At 43.1% G+C, this 14614-nt stretch carries 13 protein-coding genes; 7 read left to right on the top strand and 6 right to left on the bottom strand.

What is annotated here, in order from left to right; genetic code table 11:
• Window positions 1-181: 181 nt before the first annotated feature.
• Window positions 182-514, bottom strand: coding sequence for a hypothetical protein (locus VIM89_RS23580; RefSeq protein WP_488158649.1), 333 nt, complete (start codon window positions 512-514; stop codon window positions 182-184).
• Window positions 515-767: 253 nt separating this feature from the next.
• Here VIM89_RS23580 and VIM89_RS23575 point away from each other — a divergent pair, with 253 nt between their 5' ends.
• Window positions 768-1946 (top strand): GAF domain-containing sensor histidine kinase, encoded by a 1179-nt coding sequence (locus VIM89_RS23575; RefSeq protein WP_488158648.1) that lies wholly within the window; start codon window positions 768-770, stop codon window positions 1944-1946.
• A gap of 203 nt (window positions 1947-2149) precedes the next feature.
• Here VIM89_RS23575 and VIM89_RS23570 read toward each other — a convergent pair whose 3' ends face one another.
• The gene (locus tag VIM89_RS23570) at window positions 2150-2497 is read right to left on the bottom strand and encodes an MmcQ/YjbR family DNA-binding protein (protein ID WP_488158647.1); all 348 of its coding nucleotides are present in this window, start codon (window positions 2495-2497) and stop codon (window positions 2150-2152) included.
• A gap of 195 nt (window positions 2498-2692) precedes the next feature.
• On the opposite strand from VIM89_RS23570, the gene pruA reads away from it, so the two are divergent.
• Window positions 2693-4330, top strand: coding sequence for an L-glutamate gamma-semialdehyde dehydrogenase (gene pruA, locus VIM89_RS23565; protein WP_488158646.1), 1638 nt, complete (start codon window positions 2693-2695; stop codon window positions 4328-4330).
• A gap of 77 nt (window positions 4331-4407) precedes the next feature.
• Here pruA and can read toward each other — a convergent pair whose 3' ends face one another.
• The gene (can, locus tag VIM89_RS23560; RefSeq protein ID WP_488158645.1) at window positions 4408-5061 is read right to left on the bottom strand and encodes a carbonate dehydratase; all 654 of its coding nucleotides are present in this window, start codon (window positions 5059-5061) and stop codon (window positions 4408-4410) included.
• 29 nt (window positions 5062-5090) lie between these two features.
• On the bottom strand, window positions 5091-5831 hold the full coding sequence (locus VIM89_RS23555) for a YoaK family protein (protein WP_488158644.1): 741 nt from the start codon (window positions 5829-5831) through the stop codon (window positions 5091-5093).
• A 114-nt stretch (window positions 5832-5945) separates the two neighbouring features.
• Between VIM89_RS23555 and VIM89_RS23550 the strand changes: the two genes are divergently transcribed.
• From VIM89_RS23550 to tnpA, 5 genes are all read left to right on the top strand, one after another.
• Window positions 5946-7487, top strand: coding sequence for an acyl-CoA carboxylase subunit beta (locus VIM89_RS23550; RefSeq protein ID WP_488158643.1), 1542 nt, complete (start codon window positions 5946-5948; stop codon window positions 7485-7487).
• Window positions 7488-7529: 42 nt separating this feature from the next.
• On the top strand, window positions 7530-8000 hold the full coding sequence (locus tag VIM89_RS23545) for a GNAT family N-acetyltransferase (RefSeq protein WP_488158642.1): 471 nt from the start codon (window positions 7530-7532) through the stop codon (window positions 7998-8000).
• Window positions 8001-8196: 196 nt separating this feature from the next.
• Window positions 8197-9309, top strand: a complete 1113-nt coding sequence (locus tag VIM89_RS23540) for a M42 family metallopeptidase (RefSeq protein WP_488158641.1) — start codon at window positions 8197-8199, stop codon at window positions 9307-9309.
• A 134-nt stretch (window positions 9310-9443) separates the two neighbouring features.
• Entirely contained in the window at window positions 9444-10346 is a 903-nt protein-coding gene (locus tag VIM89_RS23535) for a nucleotidyltransferase family protein (RefSeq protein WP_488158640.1), read from the top strand.
• A gap of 68 nt (window positions 10347-10414) precedes the next feature.
• Window positions 10415-10876: an IS200/IS605 family transposase gene (gene tnpA, locus VIM89_RS23530; RefSeq protein WP_488158639.1), complete on the top strand. Its 462-nt coding sequence runs from the start codon at window positions 10415-10417 to the stop codon at window positions 10874-10876.
• A gap of 735 nt (window positions 10877-11611) precedes the next feature.
• On the opposite strand, the gene dnaK is transcribed toward tnpA, so the two are convergent.
• Window positions 11612-13525, bottom strand: a complete 1914-nt coding sequence (dnaK, locus tag VIM89_RS23525; protein WP_488158638.1) for a molecular chaperone DnaK — start codon at window positions 13523-13525, stop codon at window positions 11612-11614.
• Window positions 13526-13685: 160 nt separating this feature from the next.
• On the bottom strand, window positions 13686-14594 hold the full coding sequence (locus tag VIM89_RS23520) for a serine hydrolase (protein WP_488158637.1): 909 nt from the start codon (window positions 14592-14594) through the stop codon (window positions 13686-13688).
• Between the last annotated feature and the right edge of the window lie 20 nt (window positions 14595-14614).

Raw genomic sequence — 14614 nt, 5'->3', positions numbered from 1 at the left:
ACGGCAACAACCGCACCACATGAAGGCGAATCTAAAAACAGGTCAATACAGGCTAATTTGAGCCTTTTATTGCCTTAAAGGAAAATAATCGAAATAACTGTGGATTAATTTTGTGGAATTTTTTCCTGTAAAATTGTGTATAAGGTGCTACAGACTGAACGAAAGTAAATAGTATAAATCCTTATTTACCGCCTTTCATATCCAGTTTATGACCAGTTAAAAACACCTTGCCGCTGTTTGGTTCACGTACAATAGTACTTTCCTTCTTGTCGATCTTTAAAGTCTGAGTGATATAGAAACCTTTATAGTCCATCAGGATGTTCAGACCGTCATTGTTCACGCTCAGCTTAAATGTACCGCCTATCATGTCCTTGGTTTCATTGTTGGTTAGGGTAAAAGTCCCCTCCTTTTCTGAAGTAAACAGAAAGGAGAATTTTTGGCCGTTGATCTCTTTTTCGGCATTTTTTAATACCAGTTCCCTGTACTCTTTATAGATATCCTCTGGTTTCGACATAACCGTGTTCCTTTTATTGATTAATAGTGTGCGTGTTAGGACGTTTACCTACATCCATGGAAGTGTTATACGCGAGAGGTGCAAAAAAGATGCATAAAAATGTAAGTTTCGGCAGGGCTTATATCGGGTTATTTAAAGCGGTAAATCTTGTTTTAGTAATAAAAAATATCAACTAATTATTAATATTATTTGTATTCTTCAGGATTTCTACAGCTTTTTATTTGCAGATTGTACATTGATAAATTCTCTCACATTGACTGACCCTAATTTTCAGGCGGATATTGACGCTGTCAACGGTATCCCCATGATGCCGACATTGCTGGATGTGGTTTGCCGCACCACAGGAATGGGATTTGCTGCTGTAGCGCGTGTGACGGACAAGCGTTGGATAACCTGCAGTGTGCGTGATGATATTGCATTTGGCCTGAAACCCGGCGACGAGTTAAAGGTAGAAACCACCATATGCCGCGAGATCAGGCAAAATGGTAAACCGGTGATCATTGATCATGTAGATAAAGACGATTATTATTGCATGCACCATACCCCAGCGATGTATGGTTTCCAGAGCTATATTTCGATACCTATCATTCTTAAAGACGGCCGCTTTTTCGGAACGTTGTGCTCTATCGACCCGAGGCCAGCTAAGCTGAATACGCCGGAAGTTGTAGGCATGTTCAAATTATTTGCCGAGCTGATCGCATTTCATTTAAGCTCAGCAGATGAGCTTAAAGCTATGCAAGCCCGCTTGCAGGAAGAACAGGAAAATGCCAAACTGCGGGAACAATTTATTGCGATTCTGGGGCATGATCTTAGAAACCCGGTAGGAGCCATATTAAATTCGGCTCAGTTGATCATGCGCATGCCTGTAGAGGATCGTGTGAGAAGATTGGCAGAGATCATGCAAGGCTCGGCCTACCGTATGCGTGGCCTGGTAGATAATATCCTTGATTTTGCACAAAGTCACCTGGGTGGTGGACTTCAGCTTAATGTCCTGGAAGACCAACCATTAGCTGAAATATTAAAACATGTCGTTGCTGAGTTGGAATTGATATCACCTGACAGATACGTCTCCCTTAAACTTAATCTTGATGATCAGGTAAGCTGTGATGGAAAACGTATTGGACAACTGTTCTCGAATTTACTGAGCAACGCCATTACCTACGGCAGGCAGGATACCCCGGTGCGTGTGCATGCTGTAAGCGGCGATGGGAAATTTATTTTGACAGTTACCAATGCCGGCGATGATATTCCGAAATCAGTAATGGATAACTTGTTCCAGCCATTTTCAAGAGGGAAAACCAAATCCAGTCAGAAAGGCCTGGGTTTGGGATTATTTATTGCTTCTGAAATTGCCAAAGCACATAGCGGAAAGCTTTTTGCAGAATCGCATGATGGGGAGACAAGTTTTACTTTGGAAATGCCTTGCGTGTAAGTTCCACATGCAAAACCTCCAGTTGACTCACCCCGAAAGCGCTACGCTGTTCGACCCTCTCTACCGCAAGCGGTAAAGAGGGAGAAGAAGAAAAAAATAAAAAAATCCCTCTTTAAGCGCAGCTTAGAGAGGGTGGTCGAGCGAAGCAATGACCGGGTGAGTCAACACGTGGCTTCAAATGAAACGATGTCTCTTAATTAAAGCTACAACCCAATACTCTTTCTAATTTTCGCAGGCAGCTTAGCGGCGATCAGTCCATGCGATTGTTTGATAAAAAATTCCCATTGCTTTTTACTCAGGCTATTGATATCGCGTGCCAGAACCCATTTGTACCTTGCAATATAAGGCTGCGGTTCAAGACCTTCCATTGAGCTTACCTCTTCAAAATCTTCGTCAGGTACTTTAAATGAGGCCGACGGAGGCACACCATCCGGATGAGTAAAAAGGAATGATTTGCCACCGACATTAAAACAGAGATGTTCGCCTAATTTTATATCTTCCGTTACTCCGGGCAATTGATAACAAATAATTTGCAGGTCTTCGATGGTCATGAGATAAAAATAGTCAAATGTGCAGATATGCAGATGCGCAAATTTGTAGATGGGTTTAATTCGTTCGCACATCTTCACATTCAGCTGAAAGTCATTTGTTCATCCGCACATCTGCACATTTGCATATTTGCACATCAACGCATTCGCACATCTGCACATTAACCCGTATCTTTGCGCACTCAATAATTAACACCTATGCTGAAAGGATTTTTTAACGTGCCTGCACCGCAGAACGAGCCTGTTTTAAATTATGGCCCGCGCAGTGTGGAACGTGCTGCCCTCAAAGCCGCTCTGGAAGATGCGCGCTCAAAACAAATCGATATCCCGATGTATATCGGCGGGAAAGAAGTTCGTACCAACAAAAAGTTGGAGATCCGTCCGCCGCATGATCATAAACACTTACTGGCTACATTTTCTGAAGGCGACGCAAGTCATGTAAACGCCGCTATTGACGCTGCGTTGGCTGCAAAAGCTGCCTGGGAAGACCTGGCATGGGAACAACGTGCCGCTATCTTCTTAAAAGCTGCCGACCTGATCGCAGGCCCATACCGTGCTGAGATCAACGCTGCAACGATGTTGGGTCAATCAAAAAATGCTTACCAGGCCGAGATCGACTCTGCTTGTGAGCTGATCGACTTTCTGCGTTTCAATGTGTCATACATGACTGAGATCTACCAGCAACAACCGCCAATCTCAGGCAAAGGTGTATGGAACAGGGTAGAGCAACGCCCACTGGAAGGTTTTGTATTTGCGCTGACGCCGTTCAACTTTACAGCGATTGCAGGTAATCTGCCTTCATCAGCTGCAATGATGGGTAACGTGGTAGTTTGGAAGCCTGCTTATCCGCAGATCTACGCTGCCAATGTGATTATGAAAGTGTTCAAAGAAGCAGGTGTTCCTGATGGTGTGATCAACCTGATCTATGTTGACGGCCCGGTTGCAGGCGAAGTAATCTTTAATCACGCTGATTTTGCAGGTATACACTTTACCGGTTCAACCAAAGTATTCCAGAACATCTGGCAAACTATCGGTACCAATATTCATAAATATAAAACCTATCCGCGCATCGTGGGCGAAACAGGTGGCAAAGACTTTGTTCTTGCTCACCCAAGTGCTAATGCTGATGTAGTAAGCACTGCCTTAGTTCGCGGTGCATTTGAGTACCAGGGACAAAAATGTTCTGCTGCTTCAAGAGCTTATATCCCTAAGTCATTGTGGGAAACGGTAAAAGAAAATATTCAGCGCGATGTGGCCAGCTTTAAAATGGGCCCGACTGAAGATTTTGAAAATTTTATTAACGCTGTAATCACAGAAGCATCATTTGATAAGCTCGCGAAATATATCGACGAAGCTAAAAACGATATTAGCGTAGAGCTGGTGACCGGCGGAAAATATGATAAAACCGATGGCTGGTTTATCGAGCCAACTGTGTTACGTGTAGATGATCCATACTATGTAACGATGTGCGAAGAGCTTTTCGGACCAGTGCTGACTATCTATGTTTACGAGGATAAAGATTTCAGCAAAGTAATCGATATCGTTGATAAAACTTCGATCTATGCGCTTACCGGTTCAATTATATCACAAGACCGTTATGCCATCGCCGAGGCAACACAGCGTTTACGTAATGCTGCAGGTAACTTCTATATAAACGACAAACCGACAGGTGCTGTAGTTGGTCAGCAACCATTTGGCGGTGCCAGGGGATCGGGTACAAATGATAAAGCCGGTTCGATGATCAACCTGCTACGCTGGGTATCTCCAAGAACTATTAAGGAAACTTTTGATCCACCAAAGGATTACAGGTATCCGTTTTTGCAGAAAGAATTGTAAGATTAGCTTATAGTTGATGGATCATAGTTCATGGCCAATAAGTTGACTGCTATGAACTATGATCTATTAACCATTAACTATTTAAACTTAAACACATTATCCAGCTTGTCATTATTGCTGGTGCTTACTTTCATATCTGATATTTTTCCTGTAGCGAGGCTATAAACCCAGCCGTGAACGCTTAGGTCCTGGCCGTTTTTCCAGGCGTTTTGCACGATGGAGGTTTTGCACAGATTGTAAACGTTTTCAATTACGTTTAATTCTACCAGCCGATTGGCACGTTCGGTTTCATCACTTATCGCATCCAGTTGTTTGGCGTGGATACGGTAAACGTCCTTAATATGGCGCAGCCAGTTATCGATCAACCCAAATTCTTTGTTGCTCATGGCGGCAAGTACCCCACCGCAACCGTAGTGACCAGTTACGATCACGTGTTTTACATGGAGCACGTTCACGGCATAGTCTAATACCGAAAGCATATTCATGTCGGTATGAATCACCATGTTGGCAATGTTACGGTGCACGAATATCTCTCCGGGATTGGTATTGGTGATCTGGTTAGCCGGAACACGGCTGTCGGCACAACCTATCCAAAGTACAGGCGGGTTTTGACTAGTCAGTTTATCAAAAAACTCCGGGTCTGATTTTAAAGCATTATCGATAAACCTTTTGTTTCCTTCAAGAAGGCCCTCGTAGGTAATATGACTGGTGTCGTGGATTTTAGCGCTCATAGGTTGATATATTTATTTTGGCTGCAAATTTATACTTTTTTAGGCGCCGAGAAGAGCCGCACTAGTTTATGTAAGGCAACATTTGATAGATCGTAGTATAATATCGTAAGCAAAATTACCGGGATAAAGTAGAATATCACGAATCCATAGGCATTGAAAAAGTAGCCGCCTGCCAATCCGCCTAAAAAATAAAAGGCAAGTATCGTTAAACGTACGTAAATACGGTTTTTTACAATGTCTCTCTTTTTTCCAATCGTATGAAACCATTCTGATACATCGCCGCCCAGGTCAGTAAATAATCCGGTTAAGTGGGAGGATTTGATTAATCCACCGGATACGGTTGAAACCATGCTGTTTTGCAATCCCATCGAAAATATGATAGCACAGATAATGATCTCGCGCTCGGTTTGCGATTCGGCATAGAACTTATCGCCATAAACGGCCACAAATAGCAAAATGACAATTTCTATAATGACAGGCTGGGAATGTGCCCAGTAATTGCTTTTGTCGGATGCCGAACGTATCAGGAAATTGGATATAAATGCGCCTGCAAAAAACAAAAGCAGCCAAATGAAAAACAGGGTCATCTCGTGCCAGTTATTTTCGGCAACATGACGTGCCAGGTTGGCCACATGGCCGGTGATATTAGTGGTGAAAGCAAGGAATGCGATAACACCAGCCACATTGGTTGATCCTGCCACAAATGCAGTGGACGAGGCCAGCATCAGGTTTTCTTTGAGGGTGCGCTTATCTTTTGATCGTCTCAACATAAACTAACGGGTGCAAAATTAACGAGAGCAGGGCATTTATGTTTGATGGGTGAGCGTATATTGCGCATTTAATCCTATTTTTAGCAATTACATTGTAGCATTATAAACCGGATTGTGAATAAAAAACTTAAAGTACTACAACATAAACGCGAACAGGCCCTGGCAGGCGGCGGTCATGCGCGGATAGAAAGTCAGCATAAAAAAGGGAAATTAACGGCACGCGAGCGTCTGCACTTTTTGCTGGATGAAGGTTCCTTTCAGGAGATCGGGATGTTGGTTACCCACCGCTCAACCGACTTCGGGATGGAGAAAGAGATCTACCCGGGAGATGGTGTAATAACCGGCTACGGTACTATAAGCGGTCGCCTGGTTTATGTTTTCTCACAAGACTTTACTGTTTTTGGCGGTTCACTTTCGGAAACCCATGCGGAGAAGATATGCAAGATAATGGATCTTGCGATGAAGAATGGAGCCCCGGTAATCGGTTTGAATGATTCAGGCGGGGCGAGAATACAGGAAGGCGTGGTTTCGCTAGGCGGTTATGCCGATATCTTTTATCGTAATACAATGGCGTCGGGCGTGATACCGCAAATTTCTGCCATAATGGGCCCTTGCGCCGGTGGCGCGGTATATTCCCCCGCTATTACCGATTTTATATTGATGGTGGAGAATACCTCGTATATGTTCGTAACTGGTCCGAATGTCGTGAAAACGGTTACCCATGAAGTGGTGACTTCAGAAGAATTGGGCGGAGCGGATACCCATGCGACAAAATCAGGAGTAACTCATTTTGCCTGTACCAACGAGATTGATGCAATACAGCATATCAAAAAGCTGCTGAGTTATATGCCGCAAAATTGCGAGGAAAAGGCACCTTCAACTGTTTACGAAGGCAAAGATGAATCACGTCCCGGATTGGCTGACCTAATGCCGGAAAATCCTTCACAGCCTTACGATATCAGGGATGTGATAGGACAAGTGATCGATGCAGATTCATTTTTAGAAGTACATAAAAATTTTGCGGAAAATATTGTTGTCGGCTTTGCCCGTTTAGCTGGCCGCAGTATTGGTATCGTAGCAAATCAACCTGCGTTTTTGGCGGGAGTATTGGATATCCACTCATCAACCAAAGGGGCACGTTTTGTACGTTTTTGTGATTGCTTTAATATTCCGCTGCTGGTATTCGAAGATGTTCCCGGCTTTTTACCCGGCACCGACCAGGAGTGGAACGCCATTATCACCAACGGTGCTAAACTGCTGTTTGCATTTTGCGAAGCAACGGTACCGCGTATCACTGTGATCACCCGTAAAGCTTACGGTGGTGCTTATGATGTGATGAACTCCAAACATATCGGTGCCGATATGAACTACGCCTGGCCAACTGCCGAGATCGCCGTAATGGGTGCCAAAGGAGCAGCAGAGATCATCTTTAAACGTGAGATCAATGCTGCGCATGATAAAGAAGCCAAATGGCTGGAGATGGAACAAACCTATTCAGATATATTTGCCAATCCTTACCGTGCAGCTGAGCGCGGCTTTATTGATGAGGTGATCGACCCTGCAGAAACACGCATCAAACTCATCCATGCTTTTAAAATGCTGGAGAATAAGGTGGTGAATAACCCGCGGAAGAAACACGGAAACATTCCTTTGTAAGGCTAAAGCTGAAAGGTAAAGGGCGAAAGATAAAATATATAGATGTATATAAACCTTTATCCTTTTACCTTTGTCCTTTCACCTCAAATGATTAGTATCGAACAAATCCGTCCCGAACTCACCTGGCGTTTGCGTCAGGCAGTGCTATACCCCGATAGTAAACTCTACGAAATGGAGTTAGATGAAGACCAGGACGGCGTTCACTTTGGAGCATTTACAGATAGTCAGCTTGTTGGGATCGTCTCCTTGTTTCAGGTTGATAAATCATTCCAGTTCCGGAAACTGGCCATACTGCCGGAGTATCAGAAAATGGGTATCGGTAATGCTTTGCTGCAACGGGTTGAAGAATTTGCTGAGTCAGAGGGAGGTGCGGTAATATGGTGCAATGCGCGGGTATCAGCAATCGGTTTCTATATGAAAGCTGGATACACGCATACCGGCAAACTCTTTTCTAAATATGGTTTTGATTACGAGATACTGGAGAAGCAAATAAAAAACCAGTCCGCTAACTAGCGGGCTGGCCCTCAATCAACTAAACTAATCTTGAAAAAAATTTACTCGCGACAAAGTAAGTGTGACGAGATAAACTGAATGTTAACGCAGTAACAATTAATCAATAATGCCGCTAAAATTTGTTAACATACGTCATTATCTCCAGCTTTACTATATTTGCCATTATCGATTAAAAAACAGTCCCAAATAATCAGTTATGTCTAAAAAGAAAGCTGAAAAAAAGCAGCACGTTGAGGTCGTAAATAAAACCTCGCTGGCTTTTTTCGAGGAATATATCAATAACCCATCTCCAACAGGATTTGAAGCAAAAGGTCAGAAATTATGGCTAGATTATATCAAGCCTTACATCGACGAACATTATGTAGATAACTATGGTACTGCGGTAGGTATCATCAACCCGAAAGCCAAATACAAAGTGGTCATTGAGGCGCATGCGGATGAAATATCATGGTTTGTAAACTACATCACTAACGATGGATTGATTTACGTAATCCGTAATGGCGGTTCCGACCACCAGATCGCCCCATCAAAACGGGTAAATATTCATACTGATAACGGTATAGTTAAAGCAGTTTTCGGCTGGCCCGCTATTCATACCCGCTCGGGTGAGAAAGAGGAAGCGCCTACACTGAAAAATATTTTCCTGGACTGCGGCTGCACTACTAAAGAAGAAGTAGAAAATCTGGGCATCCATGTAGGATGCGTGATTACCTATGAAGATGAATTCATGGTATTGAATGACCGTTACTATGTTGGTCGTGCATTGGACAACCGTGCCGGTGGTTTTATGATTGCTGAAGTAGCACGTTTGCTGAAAGAAAATAAAAAGAAATTGCCATTCGGATTATACATTGTGAATGCAGTACAGGAGGAGATAGGTTTACGCGGTGCGGAAATGATTGCTCATCATATTAAACCTAATCTGGCTATTGTAACCGACGTTACCCATGATACCCAAACCCCGATGATCAGCAAGGTTACACAGGGTGATCTGGCTTGTGGCAAAGGTCCGGTGGTATCTTATGCTCCGGCTGTGCAGAACAACGTAAATAAGCTATTAATTGAGTCAGCACAAAAAGCAGATATTCCATTCCAGCGCCAGGCATCTTCGCGTTCAACTGGCACAGATACCGATGCTTTCGCTTATTCAAATGACGGGGTGCCATCGGCATTGATCTCATTGCCGCTGCGTTATATGCATACTACTGTTGAGATGATCCACAAGGAAGATGTGGATAATGTGATACGCCTGATATACGAAGTGTTGCTGAATGTAAAAGACGGGCAGGATTTCAGGTATATTAAATAAATGTCAAAATAATTGTATTATTGACATTTATAAATTACTTTTGAAAAGTAAACTTTGCCAAAACAATTTGAGTATAAATGTCCTTTGAGATATAATTAAACAAAAGCACTCAAAAACAGTACCTAATAAACACTATGAAACCCACTCTACTGATACTGGCCGCAGGTATGGCCAGCCGCTATGGAAGCATGAAACAAGTTGATGGCTTCGGTCCGAATGGCGAAACAATTATTGATTACTCTATTTATGACGCGATCAACGCCGGATTTGGCAAGATCAGCTTCATTATCCGCGAGGAGTTTGCCGATACTTTCAAAAGTATCTTCGAGCCAAAACTGAAAGGCCGTGTTGAAACAGATTATGTTTTCCAAAGCTATGACCTGAAACCTTTTGGCATCGACAAGACTATTGAAAGAGCAAAGCCATGGGGCACTCAGCATGCAGTTCTTGCTGCACGCCACCAGGTTCATGAGCCTTTCTGCGTAATTAATGCCGATGACTACTACGGTCGCGACGCTTTCGAAAAAATGGCGAAGTTCCTGACTACCGAAGCAGCTGATGATAAATATGCATTGGTAGGCTACCAGATCGATAAAACTTTATCAGATTACGGTTCAGTATCCCGTGGTGTATGTAAGGTTGACGGAAATGGTAACATGGTTGAGATCAACGAGCGTACTGAAGTATATTTTAAAGAAGATGGTACCGTTGCCTATAAAGATGCTACCGGAGAACATCCACTTCCAAATGATACCCGTGTATCAATGAATTTCTGGGGTTTCACTCCGGCTATCTTCAAACAAAGCGAGCCGATGTTCATTAGATTTGTTGACGCAAATGAGAACAATCCTAAAGCCGAATTCTTTATTCCACTTGCTGCTGACGAGCTGATCAAATCAGGTACAGCATCATTCAAAGTGATCCCAACTGCTTCTAAATGGTTTGGCGTTACTTATAAAGAAGATAAACCGATCGTACAAGCAAGTATTTCCAAACTGGTTGCGGATGGAGTTTATCCGTCAAACCTTTGGTCATAAAATTTCTTACAGATATTCTGAGATCCCGCTCAAAAGGCGGGATTTTTTTGTTATTATAGTCATTAAATATGGCCAATACCTTTTCACAAATCTATTTACAATTTGTCTTTGCCGTTCAGCACAGGCAAAGCCTCATTCCGAAGCAACATAAGGAGGAGCTACATAAATATATTACCGGACTTGTTCAAAACAGGAAAGCCAAAATGCTGGCGGTTAATTGCATGCCTGATCATATACATTTATTTGTGGGCTTCAGACCAACGGTTCTGATATCCGATTTTGTAAAAGAGATAAAGGTTGAAAGCAATGAGTTTATCAATGATCGAGGTTGGATAAAAGGCAAATTTAATTGGCAGGAAGGTTATGGGGTTTTCTCTTATTCACAATCTCATATTGATGTAGTTGTAAAGTATATTCTTAACCAGGAAAAGCATCATCAGAAAAGATCATTCAAACAAGAGTATGTGGAATTATTGGAAAGATTTCAAATACCATTTGAGGATAGGTTTTTGTTTGATTTTATAGAATAACCTTTCTGGCGTTTATTGGGAGGCTCCTATGGAGCCAATTCTTTTCTATTTACTGGTGCTATAAACAGGGTACTCCTACGGAGTTTTTGATTAGTGGGGTATGCCAGCTCCGTTAGGAGCACCCTGTTTATAGAAAACCAAACAAGGAGAAATTGGCTCCATAGGAGCCTCCTCTCTGCAACTGACCAAAACCACCACCCACATAGTTGCCTATGGGGTTTTTATGATTATCATTATGCCAAGCTCTGTTAGGAGCACCCTGTTTATAGAAAACCAAACAAGGAGAAATTGGCTCCATAGGAGCCTCCTCTCTTTAACTGACCAAAACCACCACCCACATAGTTGCCTTGGGGTTTTTATAATTATCGTTATGCCAAGCTCCGTAGGAGCACCCTGTTTATAGAAAAACAAACAGATGAAAGGGGCTCCATAGGAGCCTCCTTTCTACAACTAGTCAATGCCACAATCCATTTGTATAGCATAATCACACACTCGTGTAGTATATCCGCACGGTGGTATAGTTTGAAATTTTTGCAATAATTTTTAACTGATATTTACATCAAGAAATCTTCAAGCCATGTTAGCCATAAGGTCTTTTTTAGATATTATAATTGCAGTCCTGATTGCTTCAATCGTTTTTGTGATCATAACAATCGCATTTTCTTTCTGAGGGGTAATTAAATAAAAGCCCGTCCGCTGGCTAGCGGACGGGCTTTCGTCTATATGATGGATTTATTATTTTACTTCTTCGAAGTCAACATCGGTTACATGGTCACCGGTTCCTTGCGAACCGTTTTGGCCCTGTGCTCCGGCATCACCTGCGCCAGGCTGAGCCTGACCGGCATCACCAGCAGCTTTGTACATCTCTTCAGATGCGGCGGTCCATGCAGCGTTCAACTCTGTTTGAGCAGCGTCGATAGCGTCGAGGTTTTTAGAAGCATAAGCCTCTTTCAATTTTTTCAAACCTTCTTCGATAGGAGCTTTTTTATCAGCTGATATCTTATCGCCATACTCTTTCAGTTGCTTTTCGGTAGTAAAGATCAGGGCATCGGCCGAGTTCAGTTTATCAACTTCCTCTTTTGCCCTTTTGTCAGCATCAGCATTAGCTTCAGCTTCGTCCTTCATCTTCTTGATTTCAGCATCAGTTAAACCAGATGAAGCTTCGATACGGATCTTTTGTTCTTTACCGGTAGCTTTATCTTTGGCTGATACGTGTAATATACCGTTAGCGTCGATGTCGAATGATACTTCGATCTGTGGCACACCACGTGGAGCTGGTGGAATACCATCCAGGTGGAAACGGCCCAATGTTCTGTTCTGAGCAGCCATCGGACGTTCGCCCTGTAAGATGTGGATCTCAACAGAAGGCTGGCTATCAGATGCGGTAGAGAACACTTCCGATTTCTTGGTCGGGATAGTCGTGTTTGCTTCGATCAATTTGGTCATTACACCACCCATAGTTTCAATACCTAATGAAAGCGGGGTAACGTCAAGCAGTAACACGTCTTTTACTTCACCTGTCAACACACCGCCCTGGATAGCAGCACCTATAGCAACCACTTCGTCAGGGTTTACACCTTTTGAAGGAGCTTTGCCAAAGAATTTTTGTACAGCTTCCTGTATAGCAGGGATACGGGTTGAACCACCTACCAGGATCACTTCATCGATATCCGAAGTGCTCATGCCGGCAGCTTTCAAAGCTGTTTTACATGGCTCAATGGTACGTTTGATCAGGCTGTCAGACAGTTGCTCGAATTTAGCACGGGTTAAAGTTTTAACCAGGTGCTTAGGCATACCGTCAGCAGCAGTAATATATGGGAGATTGATCTCGCTTTGAGAAGTGCTTGAAAGCTCGATTTTAGCTTTTTCAGCAGCATCTTTTAAACGTTGTAAAGCCATTGGGTCTTTACGCAGATCGATACCTTCGTCGTTTTTAAATTCGTCAGCCAGCCAGTCGATAATTACCTGGTCAAAGTCGTCACCACCTAAGTGAGTATCACCATCGGTTGATTTTACTTCGAACACGCCATCGCCTAACTCCAATACTGATACGTCATGTGTACCACCACCGCAGTCGAACACAACGATTTTCATGTCCTTGTGCGCTTTGTCCAGGCCGTAAGCAAGGGCAGCAGCAGTAGGCTCGTTGATAATACGGCGAACTTTTAAGCCTGCAATTTCGCCGGCTTCTTTGGTAGCCTGGCGCTGAGCGTCGTTAAAATAAGCAGGTACAGTGATAACTGCTTCGCTAACTTCGGTACCTAAGAAATCTTCAGCGGTTTTCTTCATTTTCTGAAGGATCATAGCTGAGATTTCCTGCGGGGTATATTTGCGGTCGTCGATCTCAACACGCGGGGTGTTATTGTCGCCTTTTACCACTTTGTATGGTACACGGGCAGCTTCTTTGGTCACTTCATCGAATTTATTACCCATGAAGCGTTTGATAGAATAAATAGTTTTGGTAGGATTGGTGATAGCCTGACGCTTGGCAGGGTCACCTACCTTACGCTCGCCGTTGTCAACAAACGCCACAACTGACGGCGTAGTACGTTTACCCTCGCTGTTAGCAATAACTACCGGTTCGTTACCTTCCATTACTGCAACGCAAGAGTTCGTTGTTCCTAAGTCGATTCCAATTATTTTAGACATATATGATTGATTTTTTCCTTTTTTGATATTAAACCTATGCAGTATCAACAAGGCGTATGCCAATATCACTTTGGCAGTAAAAAAGGCTCCAGGACGTCAAAAACGCCTCATATTTCGTCAGGTAAGTGCACAGAATCCGTGACAGGTTGTCAGAAAAATGTCACTCGTTCAGCATCAGCTTGTCAATACCCGGGGCAGGCTTCCAGTCGCTTTTAGGTTCGTAATAGTGCCATAATAATGCCGATATTTTACGGATGAGTACACAGGCCTCATTATCGGGCACCCAACGCTGATCTTTAATATTATTAGTCATTACCGAAAAAACATAATCACCGTGCGGGGCATTGACCAAAACAGTTTCGGATTTGGCTTCATCAACGGAGCCATTCTTACTGGCTGCTTGCACATAAGGAGGTATCTGCGATAGTGATCTGTCATCCCAATAAATACGCACCAGGTCGCGATACATCCGCTCGCTTGCTGCAGGGCTTACGGCTTCGCCATTGCGTATCATGGTAAATAAACGGCACATTTCATACGGAGAACTAACACCCCAGCCATATTTGGCGCGAATTGCTTCACGGCCTTTTACTCTTGAGTTTACGCGCAATACCTTAAAGCCGTTTTTATCCAGCCAATTGTTGATGTATTCTCCGGTTACTATCCTTTGCAGCCAGGTGCTGGCAGTATTATCGCTCATGGTGATCATCAGTAAAACAACTTTACTTAACTCTATTGTATCCTTATCTTTAAATGAACCCAGGATGTCTTCTCCGGGGTACAATAACGAATCGCGGTAGATCAGTTTTTGATTATAGGCCAGTTCTCCTTTTTCTATCTTATCAAATACTCCGCATTGTATACTCACCTTGATCATACTGGCAGTAGGAAAGAGGGTATCGGCATTGATAGCTGCTGTTTTACCTGTCTTTAAGTTTTTTACATAGATGCCCACCTGGCCATTAAAGCCTTTTATGGCATCTTGTAGTTTAGTGGTAAGTTTATTGTCGGTTTGAGCAAAAGCGGTAGCAGTGAATGCTAAAAAGAGGATAAGTAGTTTGTATTTCATGTTGATGTTAGGATTGGTTA

It is taken from the genome of Mucilaginibacter sp. (assembly GCF_036568825.1).
Lineage (GTDB): Bacteria > Bacteroidota > Bacteroidia > Sphingobacteriales > Sphingobacteriaceae > Mucilaginibacter.
This window is presented reverse-complemented; position numbering and strand designations above follow the sequence as displayed.